The organism is Bacillus sp. PS217 (genome assembly GCF_037963535.1).
GTDB lineage: Bacteria > Bacillota > Bacilli > Bacillales > Bacillaceae > Bacillus > Bacillus subtilis.
The window spans coordinates 1,485,119-1,509,569 of the sequence record NZ_CP150157.1; the positions used below are offsets into that span (position 1 = coordinate 1,485,119).

The following is a 24,451-nucleotide window of genomic DNA, read 5'->3' on the forward strand; positions in this document are numbered from 1 at the left end:
AAAACGCTCCTTACCCTAAAGGTCCCACTTTATCATATTATAAACCGCCTGTTTTTGAAACAAATAAGAAAACATTACCGGTTAATCGTGACTCTTGTTCCGTTTGGCACAATTGAAGCAAGTTCGATCACGTCTTTGTTATGCATGCGAATGCAGCCTTTAGAAACAGCCTTACCAATCGAAGCGGGATTATTCGTCCCATGTATTCCGTAGTGCTGCTTTGAAAGGCTCAGCCAATAAGCGCCAAATGGGCCGCCGGGATTGCGCTGACGGTTAATAATGTAAAACTCGCCAGTAGGCGTTTGCGTTAGTATTTTACCAACGGCGATGGGATAGGTTTTCATTACCCGATTATTTAGGAACAGCGTAAGGGTCTTCGCTCCGATTGAGACTGCGATATGATACGGAATTGTATAAGGGTCCGGCAGTCCGGGGATGACTATGGACTGTCCCGCGGTGAGCCCTGCCTGCAGTGACGGATTAGCCTGGAGTAATGCAGCCGTGCTGATTCTGAAATCAGCCGCGATGCTGTTCAGTGTATCACCTTGCTTCACCTGGTACGTAAGCAGTTTCCTCATCCTCCTTTTTTACTTATAAGTATTGATGAGGAGCCCATCCTGCTACATTAATTTGTACTTTTTAAGGTGAAGACAGTGATTTCAGGCTTGGCCAGAAACCGCAAAGGCAGCCTGGTCATCCCGAGGCCTCGGTTTACGTAAATATGAGTGCTGCCCGTTTGATACATTCCCTCTGTGTAGACTTTTCCATATGGAGGCGTAATAATCGGTCCGTAAAAAGGCAGCTGAATCTGGCCGCCGTGTGTATGGCCGGAAAGCTGAAGGTTCACGGGATAATCTGTTGTTTTCAAGGCCGCATCAGGTTCATGGACGAGAAGAATGGAAAAAAGTCTGTCGCTCAGCCTTGAAAGGGTGCCTTCATAATCTGGGTTTCCCAGCATTAAGTCATCAAGCGAAGCAATCTCGATTTTGCTGCCATCTGCGAGTGACAATGTTTGATAGCCATTGCGATATACCGTGAAACCTCCGGCCGTCATCAGGCTTTTGTAAACGGCAGTTCCATAGCCTCCGTGATCATGATTGCCGTAAATACAAAGCTTGCCGAAGGGAGCATTAAGCTTTCTCAATAATGGAATGACTGCCTGGTGGTGCTGGTACGTATCAGGATTATCGATAATATCACCTGTAAAAACAATGAGATCAGGTTTAGATTCATTAATGGTAAGAATGACAGTTTTTAAATCTTCGAGAGTAAAGTAATCACTCAAGTGTGCATCGCTGAACTGCACGATTTTAAAACCGTCAAATCCGTGCGGGATGAGAGAGCTTTTTATTGTGTGTTCGGTTGTCTCGATCATATGCGGCTCGAGATACCTGGCATAGCCATATCCCCCGCCGGCCGTTAAAGCCCCGGCAGCAAGAGCGCCGAACATTCCTTTTAGAAATTGTCTTCTGGACATCTTTTTCATTTCAAACCAACCTTTAATAGAGTTTTTCTATTATATCATCTGTATCTGATAAAAATCTCATATGAGCATGTGCTGACAGAGGCAGGGATATAATGATAGAATATTATTGAATGAATACTCATTCACAATTGGAGGGATAAACATGGAAAAAAAGGCGGTAATTATTACCGGCGGGTCAAGCGGCATGGGAAAAGCGATGGCAAAAAAACAGGCTGAATTAGGGTGGCACGTTATGGTGACAGGGAGGAACCATGAGGCACTTGAGGAAACAAAAAAAGAAATTCAGACCTTTGAGGGACAGGTCGCTTGTTTTCAAATGGATGTCCGTTCCGATTCCGCCGCTTCAGACATGATTAAAGAAGCGGTAAAAGCCTTTGGCCGGCTTGACGCGCTGATTAACAACGCGGCCGGAAACTTTATTTGTCCGGCAGAAAAGCTGACGCCCAATGGATGGAAAGCCGTTATTGAGATTGTTTTAAACGGCACATTTTTTTGCAGCCAAGCAGCGGCAAGGCATTGGATTGACCAGAAGCAGCAGGGTGTCATTTTAAATATGGCAGCCACGTACGCTTGGGGAGCGGGAGCGGGGGTCGTTCATTCCGCTGCAGCCAAAGCGGGGGTATTGTCATTGACAAGAACGCTGGCCGTTGAATGGGGGAGCAAATACGGAATTCGCACAAACGCGATAGCCCCCGGACCGATTGAACGAACAGGCGGTGCGGAGAAGCTATTTGAATCGGAAAAAGCGATGGCCCGCACGATGAACAGTGTGCCGCTCGGCCGATTGGGCACACCGGAGGAAATCGCCGCTTTGGCAGCGTTTTTGCTTTCTGATGAAGCATCCTATATAAACGGGGATTGTATCACAATGGACGGGGGGCAATGGCTGAATCCTTATCCGTTTTAAAGAATATTAATCTTTGGATTCAATGTGGTATAATCAGACAAAGATAGAGAAGCAGGTGATAACATGTTGGATCCACTTGATATTTTAACGAACATTGATGATGTCCTTCCATATTACCAGGCGATTTTTAGTGCCGAGGAGCAGAAGGTTGTCGGATATGAGGTGCTTGGACGAATTTTGGCAGATTCAGAAATCCAAAGTCTCGGGCCCTTCTTTTTAGATGCGGGGATACCCGAAGAATATAAATTAGAGATTGATAACAGAATTATCCGCCAGGCTCTTGACCGCTTTTTAGAGTCGGATTCTGATCTGCTGATTTTTATGAATCAGGATGCCAATCTGCTGATGCTGGATCATGGTGAAAGCTTTCTGGAGCTTCTGAAAGAATATGAAGCGAAGGGAATCGAACTCCACCGTTTTGTTCTTGAAATTACAGAGCACAATTTTGAAGGGGATATTGAGCAGCTCTACCATATGCTTGCATACTATCGTACATACGGAATTAAAATCGCAGTTGACAACATCGGAAAAGAAAGCAGCAACTTGGACAGAATCGCGCTGCTCTCACCAGATCTGTTAAAAATCGATTTGCAGGCGCTGAAAGTGTCACAGCCGTCACCGTCATATGAGCATGTGCTGTACAGCATATCTTTATTAGCAAGAAAAATCGGTGCGGCGCTATTGTATGAAGACATTGAGGCGAACTTCCAGCTTCAGTACGCCTGGAGAAACGGAGGCCGTTATTTTCAGGGCTATTACTTGGTGTCTCCATCTGAAACGTTTCTAGAGAGAGATGTATTGAAACAAAGACTTAAAACTGAATTTCACCAATTTATCACACATGAGAAAAAGAAACTGGAGACCGTCTATGAGCACTCTGAACAGTTTTACAAACGAGTGCATCAGGCTGTGACCTCTTTGAGAAAAAACAATCTGTCTTCTGATGATGACTTTATTAAAAAGCTGGCGGAAGAGCTGACAGATTGCAGCTTCAGGATTTACATGTGTGATGAAGAAGGCGATCAGCTGACGGGAAATGTGTTTAAGCAAGATGGAGAATGGATTTATCAGCCGGAATATGCGGAAAAGAACTGGAGCTGGCGCCCTTATTTTCTGGAGAACATTATGAGAATGAGAAATCTCAGAAAAGGTTTTTTCAGTGATCTGTACAGTGATTTGGAAACAGGTGAAATGATCAGAACGTTTTCATATCCGATGGATGATCAGATGTATTTATTTATAGACTTGCCTTATTCTTATTTATATGAGCAGGACGGACTGATTTAACGGCTGAAAGGCCGTTTTTTTATGAATTGAAAAAAATATCAAAAAACGATTGACATTGATACTGAGAATCATTATCATTTAATTATAGAGAGAAGCTACTCTCTGTTCCCCAACCCCTCTATCAGATCAAGATCCGAAAAAACTTGGCGCTACCCCCGCCAAGTTTTTTATTTGTCAAAGCATAGGACAATCCAATGAAACAATAAACCTAACTAGTGGTAAACGTTTAACACGGGGAGAAACATTGAGTGCCGAACACCCCTGACACTGCTGCACGGGTGTTCAGTTCCGTTGTTTACCTCTATCCAGCATGACTCCCATTGATTATGGCCACGCGGGACTTCACCATAAAATTCAAAAGAAGGTTTTGACAAAGTTGCAAAAAGGCATTCTTAATGCTGCCAAAGATTCGAAAAAAATTATAATTGTGTGCATGACATTCAAAAAAAGCCTCAAACTAAAGAAAAATCGTTTTTTTCACTTTTTTTCTTTGCTTAAATTCAGCAGTGAAAATGCCATCCTGTCCGACTTTATGGTATGATGCTCAATAGAACTTGTATTATAATAAATACTTGTTGATTTGAAGTTGCTTTTTGAAAGGAGTCTTTTTTTAGAATGTCACAATTAATGGGTATCATCACACGGCTGCAAAGTCTGCAAGAAACAGCGGAAGCGGCTAACGAGCCAATGCAGCGTTATTTCGAAGTGAATGGTGAGAAAATATGCAGTGTTAAATATTTCGAAAAAAATCAAACGTTTGAACTGACGGTTTTCCAAAAGGGTGAAAAACCTAACACATATCCGTTTGATAATATCGACATGGTTTCCATCGAAATCTTTGAACTTCTTCAGTAAGATTCCTGAAATAGGGGGAACAAGCTTCCGCCTTTGCAAAAGTAATCGAAATAAACGGTAAGGAACATACTTGTTTCATGGTTGTAAATCCTTGAAAAGGAGTGTCGTGATGGCTGATTCTTTTCTGTTTTATAATCTTTCAGAAGCACAGATGACCTTTCAAGATGTGATGGAACGGCTTAAAGCCTTTGTTCAAAAGGACCCCCGTTCTTCTTATGTGTTATCGATCGGAACCGATTCACAGGTTTACCGCGATTACACAAAGTTTATTACCGCATTGCATTTGCATCGTACAGGCAAGGGAGCTTGGGGCTGCTTGAAAAATCATACAGTCGACAGACCCATACATAGCCTTCGGGAGAAGATTTCGTTAGAAACGGCGTACAGCCAAGAAACGGCCGCTCATATTCTTGATGGACACTTAATGGATATTACCGATCTGCTCCTGCCCTTTACCGGTGAGGGGGCGGATCTTACCTTTGAAGTTCACTTGGATATTGGGAAAAAAGGGCTTACAAAAGATCTGATCCAAGAAATGACTGGACGTATTACCTCCATGGGGATTGAGGCCAAAATAAAGCCGGATTCATACACTGCCTTCAGCTATGCAAATCGTTTCACAAAATAATTTGGCTGAAAAAGCCAAGGTAAATGTCGAATTATGCGGTTGACGTTTGTTATCTGATTACTTATTCTAGCGGTAGAGCTGAAAGTAAGTTGTCTTGCTTTCAGAGGTATTCAGTATAAAACAGGGGGCCTGATTGCGAATGAGTCTTATCGGTGAACGATTTACAGAAGAAGAACAAAAACTTCTGCTGAATATCCTGATCAACCATGAGTATGCCATCGAGCTATTAAGCAGTGAGATCAACGATATAGAGACAGGGACCAAAAACGTTGACGGAACCACCTACAAAAAACTTGTAACGCTATACGACCGATTTCGATTTGAAAATTAATGGGACACCCTATAATTGATACTCCACAAAGAGTATCTTTTTTATTGAAAGGAAACTTTTCGACAAATACTGATAAAGTTTATATTATTGCAATATAGGGAATGTATTGATGATGAAAATGAAAAGGGGTCGAAAACATGATAAGCTTACAATCAGATCAACTTCTTGAGGCAACAGTCGGACAATTTATGATTGAGGCGGACAAAGTAGCGCACGTGCAAGTCGGAAATAACCTTGAGCATGCATTATTAGTATTGACAAAAACCGGATACACAGCCATCCCGGTTCTGGATCCTTCCTACCGTTTACATGGCTTAATCGGGACAAATATGATCATGAACAGTATTTTTGGACTTGAGCGAATTGAGTTTGAAAAGCTTGACCAAATCACTGTTGAGGAAGTCATGCTGACCGACATTCCGCGCCTTCATATCAATGATCCGATTATGAAGGGATTCGGCATGGTCATTAATAACGGATTTGTCTGTGTTGAAAATGACGAGCAGGTATTTGAAGGGATTTTTACGAGAAGAGTCGTTTTAAAGGAATTGAATAAGCATATACGCTCATTGAATAAGTAGGCTGTACGGCCTATTTTTATTATATAGGCAGAGTGAAAAAAGAAAGCGCATACATAATTTAAACGAGAATAGGGCTTGAATAAGAAACTAAGATTTTATTAGAATGGGAGATAAGAAAAACTTATTGATAACAAAAAGGAGGACGACATGCAGCTTCAAGAGCTTCATATGCTCGTAGTTTTAGCTGAGGAATTAAATATGAGAAAGGCGGCAGAACGGCTTTTTGTATCTCAGCCGGCTTTATCTCAGCGCTTACAAACCATTGAAAAGGCGTGGGGAACAAAAATCTTTTTAAGATCTCAAAAAGGATTAACGGTAACGCCCGCCGGTGAGAAAATCATTCAGTTTGCGAATGATGTGACATTAGAGCAGGAAAGAATAAGAGAAAATATTGACGAGCTTGAAGGTGAAATTCACGGCACATTGAAGCTTGCCGTCGCCTCCATAATCGGTCAGCATTGGCTCCCTAAAGTCCTGAAGACGTATGTGGAAAAGTATCCGAATGCAAAGATCTCGCTCATAACCGGGTGGAGCAGCGAAATGCTGAAAAGCTTGTATGAGGATCAGGTTCATATCGGCATTATAAGAGGCAACCCTGAGTGGAAGGGGCGCAAAGATTACTTAATGACAGATCATCTGTATTTAGTGGATACTGAAATTTCCTGCATCGAAGATATTGCCCATACAGAACGGCCGTTTATCCAGTTTAAAAGTGACAGCACTTATTTTCAGGAAATTCAGCACTGGTGGCATCAAAAATTTAAAACGTCACCGAAACAGACGATATTGGTTGATCAGATTGAAACGTGCAAACAGATGGCGCTGCACGGAATCGGGTATGCCATTTTGCCGTCTGTTACCCTTCAAAATGAAGATAAAGTGAATAAAATGCCTCTTTTAGACATGAAAGGGCATCCGATCGGTCGGGATACATGGTTATTAGGCTATGAGCCTGCCTTTGAACTGAAACAAGTCCAAGCTTTTGTACAAGTGATAAAGGATATGCTGGATCAAGAAAATCCATTTTAAAGACAGCGAGGTGCTGTCTTTTTTTATTTATCTGTTGACAATGAAAATCATTATCATTTAAAGTGATACATATGATATTGAAAATCATTATCAATTAATGGGGTGATAACATGGCTAAAGCCTTGATTACATATGCCAGCATGTCAGGAAATACAGAAGACATTGCCTTCATAATAAAAGATACGCTTCAGGAATATGAGTTGGATATCGATTGTGTCGAGATAGATGATGTGGATGTGTCTTGTTTAACCTCCTATGATTATGTACTGATTGGCACCTATACATGGGGGGACGGCGATTTGCCCTACGAAGCGGAGGATTTTTTCGAAGAGGCCAAACAGCTTCAGCTTAATGGTTTAAAAACAGCCTGCTTCGGGTCTGGCGATTATTCTTATCCAAAGTTTTGCGAAGCGGTGAATTTGTTCAATGCCATGCTGCAAGAGGCGGGAGCTGCTGTTTACCAGGAAACACTAAAAATTGAATTAGGGCCTGAAACAGATGAAGATGTGGAAAGCTGCCGAGCGTTTGCGAGAGGTTTTCTTGCATGGGCAGATTATATGAACAAGGAAAAAAGCCATGTTTCATAAAGGAGCAACTGCTGTTACGGCATCGGCGTTTTCTGGATATTTTGTGGCGGTACAAGGAGAAGGCATTTTTCATTATTCTTTGGAGCAGGGCTGGAGAAAGCTTTTTCGTTTGAAAAGTAAGATACACTGTATCAGCTACATAGGGCCTTACTTATTTGGCGTTGGTGAAAAGGGAACAGTCATTCGTTCGGCTGATGAAGGGAAAACCTGGACGATGTCGAGCTTTCCGACAAATGCAACAGTGTGGGCGATTACCGGCAGAAACAACGGGTTTGTCTGCGCCCACGGTAAGCATTGTATTTATGTATCGGATGATTTTGGTGTCTCATGGCGCGTAGTCAAACCTTTTGCCGAATTTCATAATCCCCCTGTTATCCGGTCGCTATGCCTTCACGGGGGCAATCTTTTTATCGGCACGCAAATACACGAATATTTTGGCGGTATTTGGGCTTACGACATTAAGCGTGACACTGTCCAAGTTGTCAAAAAAGAAAAAAACCGGATGACGGCATCCATGCTCGTGTTCAATGAACATTGGCTGGTGGCGGCGATGGGTTCTGTGAAAGGAAAGCACGGTGCTGTCACTGTACGGAATCTTTTGAATGGTGAAGAATTTATCATTCAATCCAGTATGATCAGAAAAGAAGAGTCATTTCTTGATCTTTCAGAGGATGATGGCATTATATATGTCACTACAACACAAGATGAAAACGGTTTTTCGAGAATTTACCAGGCTGATCTCGAAGCCCGGTCGTTAAAATGGTTCGATACCATTAAGGGACATGGATGGAGAGTGGCCAATCAGAAAGAGAATTTCTTTTGCGCAGGCTTGTATGAATGTAAATTTGTCCAGCCGTACGAAGTTTCAGCAATGATTCATTAGAGGAGGAACAAGGAATTGGCGAAGATTTTGCTCGTTTATGCAACAATGTCAGGCAACACTGAAGCTATGGCAGATTTGATTGAAAAGGGGCTTCAGGAGGCGGAAGCAGAAGTAGACCGTTTCGAAGCAATGGATATTGATGATGCCCAGCTGTTTACCGATTATGACCATATCATAATGGGAACCTATACGTGGGGAGACGGAGATCTGCCTGATGAATTTTTAGATCTGGCTGAAGACATGGATGAGATTGATTTTTCCGGCAAAACATGCGCTGTATTCGGTTCCGGTGATACAGCATATGAATTTTTCTGCGGAGCGGTTGATACGCTAGAGGCAAAAATAAAAGAACGCGGTGGAGACATTGTGCTGCCTTCGGTAAAAATCGAAAATAATCCAGAAGGTGAAGAAGAGGAAGAATTAATAAACTTTGGGAGACAATTCGCAAAGAAAAGCGGGTGCGCTGTCTGATCACTCACTGGGAACTGCTAAAACGGCTGTTCCTTTTTTTCTTGTCTTTGTATCTTTCCTTTGATACAGTAATGAGGTAGAAAATCAGGAGGAGGACTATACATATGAAAATGATGGACGCAAATGAAATTATTTCATTTATTCAAAATAGTACAAAATCAACACCTGTAAAGGTTTACGTGAAAGGTGAGCTGGAAGGAATCAATTTCGGCGAATCTGCGAAAGCTTTTATCAACGGAAACACTGGTGTCGTTTTCGGTGAGTGGAGCGAAATCCAAACAGCAATCGAAGAAAACCAAAGCAAAATCGAAGACTATGTGGTTGAAAATGACCGCCGCAATTCTGCGATCCCAATGCTTGATCTTAAAAACATCAAAGCGCGTATCGAGCCGGGCGCGATTATCCGCGACCAAGTTGAAATCGGTGATAACGCAGTCATCATGATGGGTGCTTCTATTAATATCGGTTCAGTCATCGGCGAAGGCACAATGATTGATATGAACGTTGTGCTTGGCGGACGAGCTACTGTCGGAAAAAACTGCCATATCGGCGCGGGTTCTGTACTTGCGGGCGTTATTGAGCCGCCATCCGCTAAACCGGTTGTGATTGAAGACGACGTCGTAATCGGCGCAAATGCTGTTGTGCTTGAAGGTGTAACAGTAGGTAAAGGAGCTGTTGTTGCTGCGGGAGCGATCGTGGTAAACGACGTTGAGCCATACACTGTCGTTGCAGGCACACCAGCTAAAAAAATCAAAGACATTGATGAAAAAACAAAAGGCAAAACTGAAATCAAGCAGGAATTACGCCAGCTGTAAGGAAAAGTTTGATAAAAAAGGCGTGGATAATATATCCACGCCTTATTCGTATAGGCAGGAGGAATAGAAATGAAGATAGAGGAGCTCATCGCAATTCGCAGAGATCTGCATCGTATACCGGAGCTTGGATTTCAGGAGTTCAAAACCCAGCAGTATTTATTAAATGTCTTGGAACAATATCCGCAAGACAGAATTGAAATTGAGAAATGGCGAACAGGGCTTTTTGTAAAAGTGAACGGGACGGCGCCGGAAAAAATGCTGGCGTACAGAGCCGATATCGATGCGCTTTCTATAGAAGAGCAAACTGGTCTTCCATTCGCATCAGAGCATCACGGCAACATGCACGCCTGCGGTCACGATTTGCATATGACGATTGCACTCGGCATTATTGATCATTTTGTTCACCACCCAGTCAAACATGATTTGCTTTTTCTGTTTCAGCCGGCAGAGGAAGGGCCTGGCGGTGCGGAACCAATGCTTGAGAGCGATGTATTAAAAAAGTGGCAGCCTGATTTCATCACTGCGCTTCATATTGCTCCAGAGCTTCCGGTAGGCACCATTGCGACAAAAAGCGGCCTTCTATTTGCGAATACATCAGAGCTAGTCATCGATCTGGAAGGCAAAGGGGGACATGCGGCATATCCGCATTTGGCTGAGGATATGGTTGTAGCAGCAAGTACACTTGTCACCCAGCTGCAAACGATTATCTCTAGAAACACAGATCCGCTAGACAGTGCTGTTATTACAGTTGGTACCATTACCGGAGGCTCGGCACAAAATATCATTGCAGAAACGGCCCACCTGGAAGGCACGATCCGCACGCTTTCTGAAGAATCGATGAAACAAGTAAAGGAACGGATTGAAGATGTAGTGAAAGGAATCGAAATCGGATTCCGCTGCAAAGGAAAAGTGACATATCCGTCTGTATATCACCAAGTTTACAATACGAGCGGATTAACAGAAGAATTTATGTCTTTTGTTGCTGAACATCAACTGGCGACAGTAATTGAAGCAAAAGAAGCAATGACTGGAGAGGATTTTGGCTACATGCTGAAAAAATATCCCGGCTTCATGTTCTGGCTCGGCGCTGATTCTGAACATGGGCTTCATCATGCTAAGCTGAATCCCGATGAAAATGCGATAGAAACAGCGGTTAATGTCATGACAGGTTATTTTTCTGTTTATGCCAATTAAGTACAAATGAAAGAATAAAATTCCATAAAATGAGCACTCTAGTAAACGGAGGTGTTCAAAAATGGCTAAAAAAATTGGAATTGAACAATCATTATCAGATGTAGAAGCTGCTTTAAAAGAAAAAGGATATGACGTTGTAATGATGAAAAGCCCTGCTGATGCTCAAGGCTGTGACTGCTGTGTCGTAACAGGTCTTGATAATAATGTGCAAGGGATAGCCGATACGGTAACACAAGCACCTGTCATTACAGCTTCCGGGATGACGGCTGAAGAAATTTGCAGCGAAGTTGAAAGCAGAATTCAGTAATATAAAAACCGAAGCAAAAAGCTTCGGTTCTTTTATTTATTCTGTTTCTTTAGGGAAAGCGCGGTCGAACGCGTTCTTTATTTCCTTTCTCAACACTCGTTCGACTCGCCACTGTTCCATATTTTCTGTTTTGGCAATGACCCTGATTACAATTTCAGAAGTCCCCAGTTCTTGAATCCCGATGACATTTGGGCCTTCTTTTATTTGTGGAAGAGCCGCTGCCGTCTCATCACAAACCTGCTGTAAAATATGAATCATTTCATCAATGTTTCTTTCAGCCGGCACTTTAATATCAACAAGAGCCTGCATGGTACCACGAGAATGATTACTCACGTTTGTGATGTTTCTGTTGGGGATGTAATGCAATGTTCCGTCAAAGCTGCGGATTTGAGTTGTTCTTAAGCCAACCTGCTCGACAATTCCGTCAAAGGTGGAAACGGTAATATAGTCTCCGACATCCAATTGTTTCTCAAGCAAAATAAAAAAACCTGTCACGATGTCACTGACAAGCCCTTGGGCGCCAAATCCGACAGCCAGGCCGACGATTCCTGCCCCCGCTAAAAGAGCGCTTGGATCATAATGAAACAAATCTAGAACCATGACGAAAAATATGAAAATCAATGTATAAGCAAATATGTTAAGAGTCAGGCTTCGGAGCGTATGTGCACGTCCGATAGACAAGCTATTCTGCTCCTCGAATTTTGCAAACAGATGTTTAATGATTTTCATGCCTAATGATCGAACGATAAAATAGAGCAATATCATAATGGCGAGTTTAATGAGCAGAACACCGGCATTTGTAATCAGTCCCGCCCAATCATATTGTTTAATAAAGTCCATGTTGAGCTCCTTTTCTAATTGATTGCTGCACATTGAGACTAGTTACCCTGTACATGACCATGTTACGTTTTATTCAAAAATGTCGAAGCCAAAGACATACATGATTTGTTAAAAATTGACTCAGGAAATCTGCTTTTATATAATGGCATTGCAATATAACTAAAAATGGTTAATCACCCTTTATTTTCATGCGATTTTGACCTTTAAGCCAAACAATAAATTGGAGGGATACATATGGCAGAACGTATGGTAGGTAAACAAGCTCCTCGTTTTGAAATGGAAGCAGTCCTTGCAAGCAAAGAATTCGGCAAAGTAAGTCTTGAGGAAAACATGAAAAACGACAAATGGACAGTGCTGTTCTTCTATCCAATGGATTTCACTTTTGTTTGTCCGACAGAAATTACAGCAATGTCTGACCGCTATGACGAGTTCGAAGATCTTGATGCAGAAGTCATCGGGGTTTCAACTGATACCATCCATACTCATTTAGCTTGGATCAATACAGACCGCAAAGAAAACGGTCTTGGCCAGCTGAAATACCCGCTTGCTGCTGATACAAACCATGAGGTATCCCGGGAATATGGCGTTTTAATCGAAGAAGAAGGTGTGGCTTTGCGCGGATTGTTTATTATTAATCCTGAAGGGGAGCTCCAATACCAAACTGTTTTCCATAACAACATTGGACGTGATGTTGATGAAACGCTTCGTGTTCTCCAGGCGCTGCAAACTGGCGGACTCTGTCCGGCTAACTGGAAACCAGGCCAAAAAACACTTTAATTCTTTCCAAGAACGAAAAGCGGTCTAGCATATTCGTTAGGCCTTTCTGTTAAATAGGAGGGAAAAGCAATGAAATTACGTCAGCCCATGCCGGAATTGACGGGAGAAAAAGCTTGGTTAAATGGTGAAGTGACGAGAGAGCAATTGATTGGGGAAAAGCCGACGCTTATTCATTTCTGGTCCATCAGCTGCCACTTGTGCAAAGAAGCGATGCCGCAAGTGAATGAATTTCGTGATAAATATCAAGATCAACTGAATGTTGTAGCTGTACACATGCCCCGTTCCGAAGATGATCTTGATCTTGGTAAAATTAAAGAAACAGCTGCTGAACACGATATCACTTAGCCGATTTTTGTTGACAGTGACCATGCTTTAACCGATGCATTTGAAAATGAATACGTACCTGCGTATTATGTGTTTGATAAAACAGGACAGCTCCGTCACTTCCAAGCCGGCGGGAGCGGTATGAAAATGCTTGAAAAACGTGTGAACCGCGTTCTGGCTGAAACGGAATAGGTATCTGACTAAATAGTATTTCCTAAAAACCTGATCACATCAGGTTTTTTATTTGTGCAAAAAGCAATGGAAGAAGAGTAAGAAGCTTATTTTTCCAAATTTGGGTATAGGAATTGATGGTTTGTTTGATTGATACGCTAGAAAACACAGCTAATTTTTGATGTTTTTCCTCAATTTTAGATAAATCTCATATCTCATAACTCGAAAATTGTAGATATTACACTAAATTTCTTTAAAGAAGTAAGTAAAATATATATTTTCAACATTATACCAAATAAACTAGAAAGCCCCTTAATCCCTTGAGAATAAAGGACTCTTTTGAAAAATAAAACATTTTCAGAAAATAAGGAATTTTTCATAGAGTAAATATAATAGTAAAATGCTAAAATAATAGTTGATAAAATTACTTTTGTAATCTAATATCTTAATTAAAGATGTTAATTTTGATAGGGGGTACATTGAGGAATGTTTAATGAAAGAGAAGCTTTGCGCTTGCGGTTAGAACAATTAAATGAAGCTGAAGTGAAAGTCATTCGTGAATATCAAATTGAACGTGATAAAATATACGCAAAATTAAGAGAGCTGGACAGAAATGGAAGCCCTTCCGAAATCAAAAAGGATTTCCGTTCTGAAAAAAAACCTGACTCTCTGCCGGTTCTCGCTGAGCTTGCGGCTCAGGAAATCAGAAGCTATCAGCCGCAATCACAGCAGCAGTCTGTTCAGCCTCAGCTTCAATCTATTTCCTCTCTTCCTGCCGGTATACCAGACGGAACAACACGAAGAAGAAGAGGAACGGCAAGACCGGGATCAAAAGCAGCTAAGCTGCGTGAAGCTGCTATTAAAACATTAAAACGCCACAACGCGGCGATTAAGAGCTCGGAGCTTCAAAAAGAGATTGAAAAAGAAAGCGGTCTTGAAATCCCTAATATGACAACGTTTATGCAAAGCTTAATTAAAATGTACCCGGAAGTGAAAAAGCCATATCGCGGGCAGTACATTTTAGAGGGTGAAATCGAATCTGCAGAATCAGCAAATGAATAAATATAAAGAAAAACTGCTTGGCATCGCTCAAGCAGTTTTTTTATTGAGGTTTTTTCTGTGAAGGTTTGTTTTCTTTTTCAAGATTAAGCTTATACACCCACTTTTGATAAGGCTTTTCTTCAGCGGCTCTGTTTCTCAGCTCTTCGATTGTATGGCTCTTGGCCTGGTCTGATGATTGGGCGTGGGCAAGCTGTTTTTGAAGCACATGTATCTGTTTGGTGACATCTTCAAGGATAGTCTCTACATGATTTGGCTGCGCGTAGGCCGCTGGAGCTTCTTCTTCCGTTTTTTCTTTTTGTTTCGTGCCGCCATCAATATCGGCAAAATGAGAAGCAATCCAGGCATCGCTTTCATCAAGTTGCCGTTTATACGATATAATAGTTTCGTGAAATAATTTTTCTTTCGTTTTTTCTATGTCTAGCAGTCTTTCTTTCGTTTCTATGATTCGATCTTTCATATGATCAACTTCTATTTTAATATGTTTTAGCTGATATTCTTTTTCTACCATTTGCTCTTTTAGACGCCCGTTTTCGGCTTTTATCAATTCGGCTTGCTGTTTTGCCTGAAGCAGTGCATTTTGTTCCTGCTCAATCGAGGCTTGAAGTTCGCTGATCCGTTTATGAAGATTTTTATTTTCTTCTTCGATTTTGACTTTCGCAATATGAAGTTTATGTTTTTCTTCGATTTCGGCTCTGCGTTTATAGGTTTCAGCAGATAGAAGCTCCTGCAAAACAACGATTTTATCAAGCAGTTCAGCTCTTATTTGGTGCAGGGTTTGGCTGGTGTGGGAGGCATGTTTTTCTTTTGTTGACATATGTGTTAATTCGGCAGACAGCTGCTGGAGTTTTTCTTTCATATCGGTATTTTCTTTGAGCAGTTTGTTATTTTTCTGATGAAAGTAGCTTGCTTCAAGTTCAGCAATCAGCTTATGGCACCTTGAAAGCTCGGATTTTAAATAAAGGTTCTCCTGAGACACGTCGTGGAAAAAAGGACCTGATCTTTTCATTCGAACCATCTCCCTCATGATGTTAACACTACAATATGCAAATACTGAACAGCTATTCCTCTTTAATAAACAGACAAGCAGTAGCGTTGAGCCTTTGCTTTTGCTATGCTTTTAACGAAACTAGAGGTGAGATGATATGAAGCATGTAAACGTACTGCTGGCAGGGGGAGCCTCACGTCGCTTTGGAGAACCGAAGGCGTTTGTCAAATGGAAGGGCAGGATGCTTTACGAATGCGCTAAAGAGGCACTTGGAGAACAAACGGTTATCATCAGCCGTCCCGAATTTATTGATAGATTTCAAGAAAACGGTGAAAATGAAGTGTATCAAGATGCTGAGCCATTTCAAGGCATGGGGCCATTGGCTGGTATATATACCGCTTTTAAAAAGACAGACGGTGATCTTTATACTGTTCTTTCCTGTGACACACCGCTGATACAAAGAAGGACGATGCTGGAGCTCAAACGTCTGATGATTGCCGGTGCGGACGCGGTAGTCCCAATTTCAGACGGACAAGTGCAGCCATTGATTGCGATTTACCACAAACGTATCATGCCAGTTCTATACGATCAGCTTTCTGAGAAGAGGTTGAGAATATCAGATTTATTAGGCAGAATTTCGGTTTGTTACGTACAGGCTGAAAATATCGGAGCAAACCCGGCAGAGTTTATCAACATTAATACACGTGATGATTTTAGCTGTTTGGAAGAAAAATCGAACTCCCTCAAGCGGGACTGACGGGGCAATAACATGATAAGATGACATAAAAGATAAGGAGAACAGGTTTGATGGAGGAACGTTATTCACGGCAAATCAGATTTAAGCAAATTGGGGAAGAGGGCCAGAAAAGACTGGCAGACAGCCATGTGCTGATTGTCGGAGCGGGAGCGCTCGGCACTGCAGGAGCTGAAGGGCTTTCGAGAGCGGGAGTCGGTATTATTACCATTATTGACCGTGACTATGTGGAGTGGAGCAATCTTCAAAGGCAGCAGCTTTATACAGAAAGCGATGCCAAACTCCGCATGCCGAAAGCCATGGCTGCCAAAGAGCATCTATCAGCGATTAACAGCGAGATACATATTGAGGCGTATGTTACCGAAGGAACAGCCGAAACGCTTGAGCCGCTGATTGAAAAAGCAGATGTCGTGATCGACGCGACAGATAATTTTGAAACCCGCATGCTGATAAACGATCTTGCCCAGAAAACAAAGACACCTTGGGTCTATGGCGCCTGTGTAAGCAGCCAGGGAATGTTCATGACAGTCATTCCCGGAGAAACCCCTTGTCTGTCTTGTTTGTTTGAGCAAATTCCTGTCGGCGGGGCGACGTGTGATACTGCCGGCATTATTCCGCCTGCTGTGCATATCGTTTCAGCATATCAGCAGGCTGAGGCATTAAAGCTGTTAACCGGCCAAAAAGAAGCAATACAGCGGGGTTTTGTGACATTTGATGTCTGGAACAATTCGCATATGAAGATTAACGTTAATCATGTACGCCGTGAGGAATGCCCATCTTGCGGAGCAAATGCGGTATATCCTTATCTTCAGGATTGGAACACACCAAAAGCTGCTGTACTATGCGGCCGTGATACAGTGCAGGTAAGGTCAGAATCATTAAAAAGAATCCCGAAACAGGAGCTCATTAAGCGGCTGAAAACAATCGGCAAGGTCGAGGCTAATGCGTTTTTGCTGCATATTTTTTACGAGGATTTCAGAATTGTCATTTTCAATGACGGACGGGCACTGGTGCATGGAACAAATGATGTGAAAGAAGCCAACTCCGTGTTGGCAAGAGTGATTGGACTGTAACAACAGGAGGGGTCAGAATGCTGGAGAAAAGAACACCGATACCGGTAGACGAGGCAGTTCGGCGTGTCTGCCATTTTCAAAAACAAGGTGAAACAGAATGGGTGGCGCTTGAAGACAGCCTTCATCGGTTTTTAGCCGAAGATATAACTGCGGATCACCACGTACCTGCGTTTGATCGTTCGCCATACGATGGTTTTGCTGTCAGAGCGTGCGATACGGCAGAAGCTTCACGTGAAAACCCAGTTCGGTTTGAAGTTATTGACCATATTGGAGCGGGAGCAGTATCTGAAAAAGAACTTGGCCCGTTTCAAGCCGTACGGATTATGACTGGCGCGCAAATCCCTGAAGGGGCAGATGCAGTCGTCATGATTGAACTGACTCAAACCTTTGAGGAGAATGGGAAGTCATTTATGTCTTTAAAACGCCGCTTTCAGACGGGGGATAATATTTCAAAAACAGGTGAGGACGCTCAAAAAGGGAGTGTTTTACTGACAAAGGGCACCCGGGTGACACCAGGAGTGACGGCTCTTTTGGCAACATTCGGATACGCATCTGTGCCTGTCGTGAGAAAGCCTGTAGTCGGGATTATCGCAACCGGTACCGAATTGCTGAATGTCAGTGATCCGCTGGAACCGGGAAAAATCCGCAACAGCAATGCGAGTATGGTATATGCGCAAGCGATAGAAGCAGGCGCAACACCGCTTTATTTAGGGAAAATCTCTGATGAACTGGATAAAAGCTTTGCTGCAGTTAAAGAAGCGATGAAAAAAGTGGATTTCCTGATCACAACTGGCGGTGTGTCAGTCGGTGACTTTGACTTTTTGCCTGCGATCTATGAAAAACTCGGAGCGGACGTGCTGTTTAATAAAGTTGCCATGCGCCCGGGCAGCGTGACAACGGTGGCGCATGCAAATGATATGCTGCTGTTTGGCCTTTCTGGTAATCCGTCGGCATGCTATGTCGGTTTTGAACTGTTTGTCAAACCGATAATCCAGACATGGCTGCTCAATGAAACACCGCATTCAATTTGTGCGGAAGCTGTTTTGACCAAGGATTTTCCGAAGCCGAACCCATTTACCCGATTTATTCGTGCGCTCGTGCACCATCAGGAAGGGAAGCTGTTGGCGACACCCGTTGGCTTAGATAAGTCGAGCTCTGTCACATCACTTGCAGATGCCAATGCATTTATTATCCTGCCGGGCGGCACGCGAGGCTACGAATCTGGCAGAACGGTTCAAGTGCTGCTCATCAGAGAAGAGAATGGAAGTGAATGGCCTTGGTCCGTCCTTTCCCGATCGTCCAAGTTGTAGGATTTCAAAACAGCGGGAAAACAACGTTTATTGAGCGCATTCTTGAAAAAGCCTCTGAACAGGGAGTCCATTTGGGCTGCCTGAAGCACCATGGTCACGGCGGTGAACCGCAAACGCTCACGGAAGGAAAAGACACGGACCGTTACAAGGCGGCAGGTGCTGATGTAACAGCGGTAGAAGGTGCTGGTGTGTTACAGCTGACTGCCCGCTGCAATTGGGATTTGGCACGGCTGATCGAGTTATACCAATTTCTCGAAACAGACTGTCTTCTGATTGAAGGCTTTAAAAAAGCCCCTTATCCTAAAGTGGTTATCCTAAGTGAAAAAGAAGATCTGGAAGCGCTGCAAGCAGTAAATATAATCGCCATCATCTATAGAAAAAAAGAGCATATGACAGAGCATCAGGGATTACCCGTTTTTCATGCGGATGATCCGGTTGCCGTGGATTTTGTGCTTTCACAGCTGAAGGGGGAGTCTGCATAATGGAACGGTTTGAGATTACGAAAACACCCATTAATACTGAAGACATCATCAAAAAAGTGGAGAAACGGGAAGCAGGAGCCATTACGACATTTATTGGTACGGTTCGGGAATGGACAAACGGAAAAAGAACGGTTCGGCTTGAATATGAGGCATATGAACCGATGGCCGTGCAAATGCTTGCTCAAATCGGCGCTGAAATCGAAGAAAAATGGGAAGGTGCCTCAGCTGCGATCACGCACCGTATAGGTGTGCTCGATATCGGTGAAGCAGCGGTGGTGATTGCTGTATCTTCTCCCCATCGAAAAGCCGCATATGAAGCCAATGAGTATGCGATTGAACGCATTAAACAGATTGTGCCGATTTGGAAAAAAGAAATTTGGGAAGACGGTGAGCAATGGATCGGCGACCAGCTAGAAACGACAGCTTATCCGAACGGAAAACCAGACCTAAGCGAGGGAGAGCAGCATGATTAAAATTCTTTTATTTGCAGGGCTTGCTGAACAGGCCGGTACACAAGCAATAGAAATAGATATGGAACAAGCAACCACAGATGAAATAAAAGCGAGTCTAAAAGAACAATACGGTCTTGAATCTATTGATACGGCTATGATTGCCGTTAACGAAAGCTATGTAAAAGAAAATACCTCTGTATCTTCGGGTGACACGGTAGCCATCATACCGCCGGTCAGCGGGGGATGAAAACCGGACGGCATTTCAGCCGTCCGGTTTTTCTGTATTTCATTGGCATATCCCCAAGTATCCTCAGCATACAATGATTTTCTGTAAGCGTTTATTCTACATATGTTACTCCCTATAAAGTAAGAGACTCACTCCATAATTAGACTGAAATTTTGAAAAATAATAGAAATTTATTTCGGGTATCGATATAGTGAAGATGATAAATGTTGGAAAGGTGCTGGATATGGAGACATTTAAAAGATTAAAAATGTATTATTGGCCGTACAGAAAAGTGTTTATGTGGTCGCTTCTAGCCATGCTTTTGATGACTGCAATTACTGTCGTTTATCCGATTATCCTGCAAATTACGATTGATGAGATCGTACTGGGACGGCAGTATCAGCTTGCGGCGTGGGTCAGCTTAGGATTTATTGCGGTAATGGTTTTGAAAGGAATGGCTACCTTTTTTCATCAGTATTTAGGTGATATGTTCGGGATCAAATCCGTTTATCGGCTGAGAAATGGTCTGTATGAAAAACTGCAGCGGCTTTCTTTTTCTTACTATGATAACGCGAAAACAGGAGATTTGATGTCCAGGCTGACTGCTGATGTTGAAGGGCTTCGTTTTTTCTTATCATACGGTCTCGCTGAGCTCATTCGCTTCGGCCTGCTGGTAGCCATCAGCCTGTCGGTTATGTTTTACTATTCTGTTCCTCTCACGCTTGTGACAATAGCTGTTCTGCCATTTCTCGCGGTTGCGGTATACCGGTTTGACAAAAGAGTCCATCCCGCCTTCAGAGGCATCCGCCAATCGTTTGCGAAACTCAATACAAAAGTCCAAGAAAATATCAGCGGCATTAATACGGTTAAATCTCTTTCAAGGGAAGATTTTCAGATCAGCACTTTCAATAAAGCCAATGCAGAATACAGGGCGCAGTATTTACAAACATCATCCATCTGGTCTGCGTATTTCCCTTTAATGGAGTTCATTGGTAACATTTGTATTGTAGCTCTCCTCTCATACGGCGGTTACTTGGTTATGCAAAATCAGCTCAATCCCGGCGAGCTTGTTGCTTTCTTCAGCCTTGTCAATTATATGATGTGGCCCATTATGAACTTAGGTTTTGTCATCAATATGTTCTCTCAAGCAAAAGCGTCAGGGGAACGCCTGCTCGACATTCTGGAAAAAGAAGAAGACATTACAGATCATCCTCATGCTTTGCATAAACAAAAATTAACCGGAGATGTCCATTTCAAAAATGTTTCTCTTGCATACGGGAAAGAACAAACAAACGCGCTGTGCAATGTAAGCTTTGAGGCAAACAGCGGGAAGGTAATCGGACTGTTGGGCCCGACAGGTTCAGGCAAAAGCTCAGTGACACAGCTTCTCACCAGATTTTACAGTCCTGTTGGCGGAATGATTACCATTGATCACAAACCAATCACGGATTATTCGTTAAAAACCCTTCGCTCCAATATCGGGGTCGTACTTCAAGAATCCTTCCTGTTTTCATCTACGATTAGATCAAATATTTCGTATGGGCGGCCGGATGCCTCAATGGAAGACGTCATCGAAGCGGCAAAAAGGGCGCAGGCTCATAACTTTATTATGGAGCTTCCTGATGGGTATGACACCATGCTGGGAGAGAGGGGAATGGGGCTTTCCGGCGGGCAGAAACAGCGTATTGCCATTGCGAGAGCCATCTGCTTGAACCCGAGCATTTTAATATTGGATGATGCCACAAGTGCAGTAGATATGCAAACGGAGCACAGCATACAGCTTGCCTTAAAAGAAGTCATGAAAAACCGCACAACCTTTATCGTCGCTCACCGCATTTCTTCACTGAAACACGCCGATGAAATTCTCGTTTTTAATAAAGGACGCATTCGTGAAAGGGGAACACATCATGAGCTTCTTGAAAAAGGCGGCTACTATAAAAAGATTTACGATTTGCAATACCGCGATGTCAAAATGATTAATGAGCCGCATGAGGTCGGATAGGGAGGGGCCAAATGAAACAAGTGAAAAAACAGGGGATTTTAGAGCGTTTCTATTACTCTTCAGATGAAATCATTGAAAAGTCGTTTAACTGGGCTCAAATGTGGCGGCTGCTGAGCTATGTCAAACCATATCGAAAAACAATTTTGCCGCTTTCTTTTCTCACCGTATTAATTGGCACTGCTGTGAAGCTTGTGATCCCCATTTTGATCGGCGTTTATGTTCTTGATCATGCGATTACAGGGAGAAACTCGGAGCTGCTGATTCAGCTCATTTTTATTATTAGCGGTTTATATGTCCTCAATTACGCCGCCAATGTGTTAAGAATCAGGTGGATGAATCAGCTTGGCCAGCATGTCATTTACGATTTGCGACAGCATTTATTTACCCATGTGCAGCGCTTATCCCATCGATTTTTTGATCAGCGGTCGGCGGGATCGATCTTAGTCAGGATCATGAATGATATTAACTCTCTTCAGGAGCTCTTTACAAGCGGAGTCATCAATTTGTTGACCGACTTGCTGCTTCTGGCCGGCGTGATTATTATTTTGTTTACGCTGAGCCCTGAGCTGACTATAGCCATCATGGTGACATTGCCGATTATGTTTTTTATTTCAACAAGTCTCAGAAAAAAAATACGCCGATCCTGGCAAACGGTACGGCTGAAGCAATCGAAGCTCAACTCTCATCTAAACGAAAGCATTCAGGGCATCCGGGTCACACAGGCATTTACGCAGGAAGAAGAAAACATGGCGTATTTTGACGGTGTCAATCAGGAGAACTACGAATCATGGCGGGAAGCAACTAGAAAAAATGCCATGTTCCGTCCGCTGGTAGAAATGACGAATGCGATTGGGACGGCTGTCTTGATTTGGTATGGAGCCACACTCATCATGAATGAAACCATTACGATTGGCGTCTTCGTTTCTTTTGCTTTCTATCTGGGAATGTTTTGGGAACCTATTTCGAGACTGGGTCAGGTCTATAATCAGCTGTTAATGGGGATGGCATCATCAGAACGGATTTTTGAGTTTCTGGACGAACAGCCAAATGTCAAGGAGAAGCCCAATGCCATTCATAATGAAAAGATAAATGGGGAGATCAGTTTTGAAGAGGTTGAATTTTCGTATGATGAAAAACGAAAAGCCCTTTACGCCGTTTCTTTCTCTATTCCGGCGGGCTCGACGCTTGCGCTTGTCGGGCATACAGGGAGCGGGAAGACGACGATTGCCAATTTAATCAGCCGTTTTTATGATGCGACCGGAGGCACCATTAAAATAGACGGTATACCGATTAAGGATCTTTCCCTTGCCAGTCTGCGCTCTCAAATCAGCATTGTCCTGCAAGATACATTTATTTTCTCTGGGACCATCATGGAAAATATTCGTTTTGGAAGGCCAAATGCTTCGGATGAAGAGGTGATGAAAGCGTCCCAAGCGGTCGGAGCGGATGAGTTTATTTCCGATTTAGCGGAAGGATACGCAACAGAGGTGGAGGAAAGAGGCAGCGTACTGTCTGCCGGTCAGCGTCAGCTCATTTCATTTGCAAGAGCATTGCTCGCCGATCCGGCTATTATCATCCTTGACGAAGCAACGGCAAGCATTGATACAGAGACAGAAGTAAAAATTCAGCAAGCGTTAAAAACGCTTCTGAAAGGGCGTACAGCAGTGATGATCGCTCACAGATTGTCTACGATCCGCGACGCCGACCGCATCATTGTTCTTGATCACGGCAGGAAAATAGAAGAAGGGAACCATGATCAGCTGCTCGCTAAAGGAGGCATTTATGCCGGGCTTGTGAAAGCGCAATACAGCACAGCGATAGAATAATATGAAAAGCCTTCAATATTGAAGGTTTTTGGAAATTTATTAGAAAAACATGAAACTTTTTGATATCCTTCCCGTACTATTTGTTAGATATTCTCAAGGAGGTTTTGAAATGGAAACGAATGTAGAAAAAAACAGCGGAACGGCGACTGAAAAGCCTTCACTTTTCGGAGTAATCACAAGTCCGTCCGTTCAATTTGAAAGAATAAGAGAAAGGCCGGCTGTATGGGGACCGCTTTTGATTGTTGCAGCAATTATCATCGTCGGTGCCGTGCTCCAATCACTCGGTACGGATTATAGTGAGCTTTTGAAAAGCCAGGATACGCAAGGGCTATCTGCTGAACAAATGGAAACTGTCGCAACAATAACCAAATTTGGCGGAATGGCAGGCGCTATTATTGGCGGTATCGCAGCATTATTTATTGCCCCTCTTATTTATTGGCTCTGTGTAAAAGTATCAGGCGGTGTTACGACATATAAAAAAATGCTTTCTCTCGGTCTGTTTGTCTCTTTGATTAGCAGTCTCGGATTATTGGTTAATGGAATCGTTGCTTTTACGACTGACGTGAATCCTCTTTACAGCACGACGTCACTGGCAGGGATTATCCCATCTGACGGGGCTCTCGCCAGTGTGTTAAATACCTTTGAAATTTTCAGCATCTGGAGCTTTGTATTATTAGCAATCGGACTTCACAAAACGGGAGGCATCTCAAAAAAAGCCGGGTGGATTTCAGCAATCATTCTATTCGGAATTTTAGTTGTATTTTCGCTTTTTTCAGGTTTAATCAATTCTGTGGCGGGTGCATAAG

General features: G+C 43.0%; 28 protein-coding genes and 1 pseudogene. 25 read left to right on the plus strand and 4 right to left on the minus strand.

Annotated features, from left to right (window positions below; genetic code table 11):
• Positions 1-74: 74 nt before the first annotated feature.
• Together NSQ83_RS07830 and NSQ83_RS07835 are read right to left on the minus strand one after the other, a co-directional pair.
• Positions 75-569 carry a L,D-transpeptidase family protein gene (locus NSQ83_RS07830; RefSeq protein ID WP_072174092.1) on the minus strand — a complete coding sequence of 165 codons (495 nt, stop codon included), beginning with the start codon at positions 567-569 and terminating at the stop codon, positions 75-77.
• Between the two features lie 56 nt (positions 570-625).
• On the minus strand, positions 626-1,486 hold the full coding sequence (locus NSQ83_RS07835; protein WP_003232400.1) for a metallophosphoesterase: 861 nt from the start codon (positions 1,484-1,486) through the stop codon (positions 626-628).
• A 142-nt stretch (positions 1,487-1,628) separates the two neighbouring features.
• Here NSQ83_RS07835 and fadH point away from each other — a divergent pair, with 142 nt between their 5' ends.
• The 13 genes from fadH (at position 1,629) to NSQ83_RS07900 (ending at position 11,361) form a co-directional block, all read left to right on the plus strand.
• On the plus strand, positions 1,629-2,393 hold the full coding sequence (gene fadH, locus NSQ83_RS07840) for a 2,4-dienoyl-CoA reductase (protein ID WP_003232398.1): 765 nt from the start codon (positions 1,629-1,631) through the stop codon (positions 2,391-2,393).
• Positions 2,394-2,456: 63 nt separating this feature from the next.
• Positions 2,457-3,680: an EAL-associated domain-containing protein gene (locus NSQ83_RS07845; RefSeq protein ID WP_198878748.1), complete on the plus strand. Its 1,224-nt coding sequence runs from the start codon at positions 2,457-2,459 to the stop codon at positions 3,678-3,680.
• A 615-nt stretch (positions 3,681-4,295) separates the two neighbouring features.
• Positions 4,296-4,535, plus strand: coding sequence for a DUF1797 family protein (locus NSQ83_RS07850; protein WP_003218671.1), 240 nt, complete (start codon positions 4,296-4,298; stop codon positions 4,533-4,535).
• Between the two features lie 109 nt (positions 4,536-4,644).
• The gene (locus NSQ83_RS07855) at positions 4,645-5,163 is read left to right on the plus strand and encodes a ribonuclease H-like YkuK family protein (protein WP_003232389.1); all 519 of its coding nucleotides are present in this window, start codon (positions 4,645-4,647) and stop codon (positions 5,161-5,163) included.
• A gap of 133 nt (positions 5,164-5,296) precedes the next feature.
• Entirely contained in the window at positions 5,297-5,494 is a 198-nt protein-coding gene (gene abbA, locus NSQ83_RS07860) for an AbrB antirepressor AbbA (RefSeq protein WP_010886502.1), read from the plus strand.
• 137 nt (positions 5,495-5,631) lie between these two features.
• Entirely contained in the window at positions 5,632-6,075 is a 444-nt protein-coding gene (gene cbpB / locus NSQ83_RS07865; RefSeq protein WP_003218674.1) for a cyclic-di-AMP-binding protein CbpB, read from the plus strand.
• A 147-nt stretch (positions 6,076-6,222) separates the two neighbouring features.
• Positions 6,223-7,104, plus strand: a complete 882-nt coding sequence (gene ccpC / locus NSQ83_RS07870; RefSeq protein ID WP_003232387.1) for a transcriptional regulator CcpC — start codon at positions 6,223-6,225, stop codon at positions 7,102-7,104.
• A gap of 110 nt (positions 7,105-7,214) precedes the next feature.
• The gene (locus NSQ83_RS07875) at positions 7,215-7,691 is read left to right on the plus strand and encodes a flavodoxin (protein WP_198878749.1); all 477 of its coding nucleotides are present in this window, start codon (positions 7,215-7,217) and stop codon (positions 7,689-7,691) included.
• Complete coding sequence (locus tag NSQ83_RS07880) at positions 7,681-8,574, plus strand: hypothetical protein (RefSeq protein WP_077670689.1); 894 nt, start codon at positions 7,681-7,683, stop codon at positions 8,572-8,574. The genes NSQ83_RS07875 and NSQ83_RS07880 overlap by 11 nt, the downstream gene beginning before the upstream one ends.
• A 15-nt stretch (positions 8,575-8,589) precedes the next feature.
• Positions 8,590-9,045, plus strand: coding sequence for a flavodoxin (locus NSQ83_RS07885; RefSeq protein WP_032721472.1), 456 nt, complete (start codon positions 8,590-8,592; stop codon positions 9,043-9,045).
• A gap of 104 nt (positions 9,046-9,149) precedes the next feature.
• Positions 9,150-9,860: a 2,3,4,5-tetrahydropyridine-2,6-dicarboxylate N-acetyltransferase gene (dapD, locus tag NSQ83_RS07890; RefSeq protein ID WP_003218680.1), complete on the plus strand. Its 711-nt coding sequence runs from the start codon at positions 9,150-9,152 to the stop codon at positions 9,858-9,860.
• A 69-nt stretch (positions 9,861-9,929) separates the two neighbouring features.
• Entirely contained in the window at positions 9,930-11,054 is a 1,125-nt protein-coding gene (locus NSQ83_RS07895) for an N-acetyldiaminopimelate deacetylase (protein WP_048655217.1), read from the plus strand.
• A gap of 61 nt (positions 11,055-11,115) precedes the next feature.
• A complete protein-coding gene (locus tag NSQ83_RS07900) occupies positions 11,116-11,361 on the plus strand; it encodes a YkuS family protein (RefSeq protein ID WP_003232382.1) in 246 nt (81 codons plus the stop codon).
• Positions 11,362-11,397: 36 nt separating this feature from the next.
• On the opposite strand, the gene mscT is transcribed toward NSQ83_RS07900, so the two are convergent.
• Positions 11,398-12,201, minus strand: coding sequence for a small-conductance mechanosensitive channel protein MscT (gene mscT, locus NSQ83_RS07905; protein WP_003244994.1), 804 nt, complete (start codon positions 12,199-12,201; stop codon positions 11,398-11,400).
• A 234-nt stretch (positions 12,202-12,435) separates the two neighbouring features.
• On the opposite strand from mscT, the gene ahpA reads away from it, so the two are divergent.
• From ahpA to rok, 3 genes and pseudogenes are all read left to right on the plus strand, one after another.
• On the plus strand, positions 12,436-12,978 hold the full coding sequence (gene ahpA / locus NSQ83_RS07910; protein ID WP_003245371.1) for a biofilm-specific peroxidase AhpA: 543 nt from the start codon (positions 12,436-12,438) through the stop codon (positions 12,976-12,978).
• A 69-nt stretch (positions 12,979-13,047) separates the two neighbouring features.
• Positions 13,048-13,494, plus strand: a pseudogene (gene ykuV / locus NSQ83_RS07915) (thiol-disulfide oxidoreductase YkuV).
• A 465-nt stretch (positions 13,495-13,959) separates the two neighbouring features.
• Positions 13,960-14,535, plus strand: a complete 576-nt coding sequence (gene rok / locus NSQ83_RS07920) for a transcriptional regulator Rok (protein WP_003232378.1) — start codon at positions 13,960-13,962, stop codon at positions 14,533-14,535.
• A gap of 40 nt (positions 14,536-14,575) precedes the next feature.
• Here rok and cse15 read toward each other — a convergent pair whose 3' ends face one another.
• Positions 14,576-15,541, minus strand: coding sequence for a spore protein Cse15 (gene cse15, locus NSQ83_RS07925; protein WP_029727015.1), 966 nt, complete (start codon positions 15,539-15,541; stop codon positions 14,576-14,578).
• A gap of 136 nt (positions 15,542-15,677) precedes the next feature.
• On the opposite strand from cse15, the gene NSQ83_RS07930 reads away from it, so the two are divergent.
• From NSQ83_RS07930 to yknW, 9 genes are all read left to right on the plus strand, one after another.
• The gene (locus NSQ83_RS07930) at positions 15,678-16,277 is read left to right on the plus strand and encodes a molybdenum cofactor guanylyltransferase (protein WP_003232376.1); all 600 of its coding nucleotides are present in this window, start codon (positions 15,678-15,680) and stop codon (positions 16,275-16,277) included.
• 50 nt (positions 16,278-16,327) lie between these two features.
• The gene (locus tag NSQ83_RS07935) at positions 16,328-17,347 is read left to right on the plus strand and encodes a molybdopterin-synthase adenylyltransferase MoeB (protein WP_198878750.1); all 1,020 of its coding nucleotides are present in this window, start codon (positions 16,328-16,330) and stop codon (positions 17,345-17,347) included.
• 17 nt (positions 17,348-17,364) lie between these two features.
• The gene (glp, locus tag NSQ83_RS07940; protein WP_198878751.1) at positions 17,365-18,657 is read left to right on the plus strand and encodes a gephyrin-like molybdotransferase Glp; all 1,293 of its coding nucleotides are present in this window, start codon (positions 17,365-17,367) and stop codon (positions 18,655-18,657) included.
• Complete coding sequence (mobB, locus tag NSQ83_RS07945; RefSeq protein ID WP_088325787.1) at positions 18,618-19,139, plus strand: molybdopterin-guanine dinucleotide biosynthesis protein B; 522 nt, start codon at positions 18,618-18,620, stop codon at positions 19,137-19,139. The genes glp and mobB overlap by 40 nt, the downstream gene beginning before the upstream one ends.
• Positions 19,139-19,612, plus strand: coding sequence for a molybdenum cofactor biosynthesis protein MoaE (locus NSQ83_RS07950; RefSeq protein WP_015715811.1), 474 nt, complete (start codon positions 19,139-19,141; stop codon positions 19,610-19,612). Before mobB ends, NSQ83_RS07950 begins: the two co-directional genes overlap by 1 nt.
• The gene (gene moaD / locus NSQ83_RS07955) at positions 19,605-19,838 is read left to right on the plus strand and encodes a molybdopterin converting factor subunit 1 (RefSeq protein ID WP_003232366.1); all 234 of its coding nucleotides are present in this window, start codon (positions 19,605-19,607) and stop codon (positions 19,836-19,838) included. Before NSQ83_RS07950 ends, moaD begins: the two co-directional genes overlap by 8 nt.
• Positions 19,839-20,061: 223 nt before the next feature.
• Positions 20,062-21,819: an ABC transporter ATP-binding protein gene (locus NSQ83_RS07960; protein ID WP_029317738.1), complete on the plus strand. Its 1,758-nt coding sequence runs from the start codon at positions 20,062-20,064 to the stop codon at positions 21,817-21,819.
• 11 nt (positions 21,820-21,830) lie between these two features.
• On the plus strand, positions 21,831-23,645 hold the full coding sequence (locus NSQ83_RS07965; protein ID WP_198878752.1) for an ABC transporter ATP-binding protein: 1,815 nt from the start codon (positions 21,831-21,833) through the stop codon (positions 23,643-23,645).
• Between the two features lie 109 nt (positions 23,646-23,754).
• The gene (gene yknW, locus NSQ83_RS07970) at positions 23,755-24,450 is read left to right on the plus strand and encodes a toxin SDP protection protein YknW (protein ID WP_198878753.1); all 696 of its coding nucleotides are present in this window, start codon (positions 23,755-23,757) and stop codon (positions 24,448-24,450) included.
• The last annotated feature ends 1 nt before the right edge of the window (position 24,451 follow it).

Excerpts from the sequence above, each read along its gene's own strand:
- NSQ83_RS07850 (WP_003218671.1), top strand. The coding sequence starts at position 4,296 with ATGTCACAATTAATGGGTATCATCACACGGCTGCAAAGTCTGCAAGAA.
- NSQ83_RS07935 (WP_198878750.1), top strand. The coding sequence starts at position 16,328 with ATGGAGGAACGTTATTCACGGCAAATCAGATTTAAGCAAATTGGGGAA.
- moaD (WP_003232366.1), top strand. The coding sequence starts at position 19,605 with ATGATTAAAATTCTTTTATTTGCAGGGCTTGCTGAACAGGCCGGTACA.
- NSQ83_RS07835 (WP_003232400.1), bottom strand. The coding sequence starts at position 1,486 with ATGAAAAAGATGTCCAGAAGACAATTTCTAAAAGGAATGTTCGGCGCT.
- NSQ83_RS07965 (WP_198878752.1), top strand. The coding sequence starts at position 21,831 with ATGAAACAAGTGAAAAAACAGGGGATTTTAGAGCGTTTCTATTACTCT.
- NSQ83_RS07960 (WP_029317738.1), top strand. The coding sequence starts at position 20,062 with ATGGAGACATTTAAAAGATTAAAAATGTATTATTGGCCGTACAGAAAA.
- NSQ83_RS07950 (WP_015715811.1), top strand. The coding sequence starts at position 19,139 with ATGGAACGGTTTGAGATTACGAAAACACCCATTAATACTGAAGACATC.
- mobB (WP_088325787.1), top strand. The coding sequence starts at position 18,618 with ATGGCCTTGGTCCGTCCTTTCCCGATCGTCCAAGTTGTAGGATTTCAA.
- NSQ83_RS07880 (WP_077670689.1), top strand. The coding sequence starts at position 7,681 with ATGTTTCATAAAGGAGCAACTGCTGTTACGGCATCGGCGTTTTCTGGA.
- NSQ83_RS07855 (WP_003232389.1), top strand. The coding sequence starts at position 4,645 with ATGGCTGATTCTTTTCTGTTTTATAATCTTTCAGAAGCACAGATGACC.
- cbpB (WP_003218674.1), top strand. The coding sequence starts at position 5,632 with ATGATAAGCTTACAATCAGATCAACTTCTTGAGGCAACAGTCGGACAA.
- rok (WP_003232378.1), top strand. The coding sequence starts at position 13,960 with ATGTTTAATGAAAGAGAAGCTTTGCGCTTGCGGTTAGAACAATTAAAT.
- NSQ83_RS07930 (WP_003232376.1), top strand. The coding sequence starts at position 15,678 with ATGAAGCATGTAAACGTACTGCTGGCAGGGGGAGCCTCACGTCGCTTT.
- ccpC (WP_003232387.1), top strand. The coding sequence starts at position 6,223 with ATGCAGCTTCAAGAGCTTCATATGCTCGTAGTTTTAGCTGAGGAATTA.
- fadH (WP_003232398.1), top strand. The coding sequence starts at position 1,629 with ATGGAAAAAAAGGCGGTAATTATTACCGGCGGGTCAAGCGGCATGGGA.
- NSQ83_RS07900 (WP_003232382.1), top strand. The coding sequence starts at position 11,116 with ATGGCTAAAAAAATTGGAATTGAACAATCATTATCAGATGTAGAAGCT.
- ahpA (WP_003245371.1), top strand. The coding sequence starts at position 12,436 with ATGGCAGAACGTATGGTAGGTAAACAAGCTCCTCGTTTTGAAATGGAA.
- NSQ83_RS07845 (WP_198878748.1), top strand. The coding sequence starts at position 2,457 with ATGTTGGATCCACTTGATATTTTAACGAACATTGATGATGTCCTTCCA.
- NSQ83_RS07895 (WP_048655217.1), top strand. The coding sequence starts at position 9,930 with ATGAAGATAGAGGAGCTCATCGCAATTCGCAGAGATCTGCATCGTATA.
- glp (WP_198878751.1), top strand. The coding sequence starts at position 17,365 with ATGCTGGAGAAAAGAACACCGATACCGGTAGACGAGGCAGTTCGGCGT.
- cse15 (WP_029727015.1), bottom strand. The coding sequence starts at position 15,541 with ATGAAAAGATCAGGTCCTTTTTTCCACGACGTGTCTCAGGAGAACCTT.
- yknW (WP_198878753.1), top strand. The coding sequence starts at position 23,755 with ATGGAAACGAATGTAGAAAAAAACAGCGGAACGGCGACTGAAAAGCCT.
- NSQ83_RS07875 (WP_198878749.1), top strand. The coding sequence starts at position 7,215 with ATGGCTAAAGCCTTGATTACATATGCCAGCATGTCAGGAAATACAGAA.
- dapD (WP_003218680.1), top strand. The coding sequence starts at position 9,150 with ATGAAAATGATGGACGCAAATGAAATTATTTCATTTATTCAAAATAGT.
- mscT (WP_003244994.1), bottom strand. The coding sequence starts at position 12,201 with ATGGACTTTATTAAACAATATGATTGGGCGGGACTGATTACAAATGCC.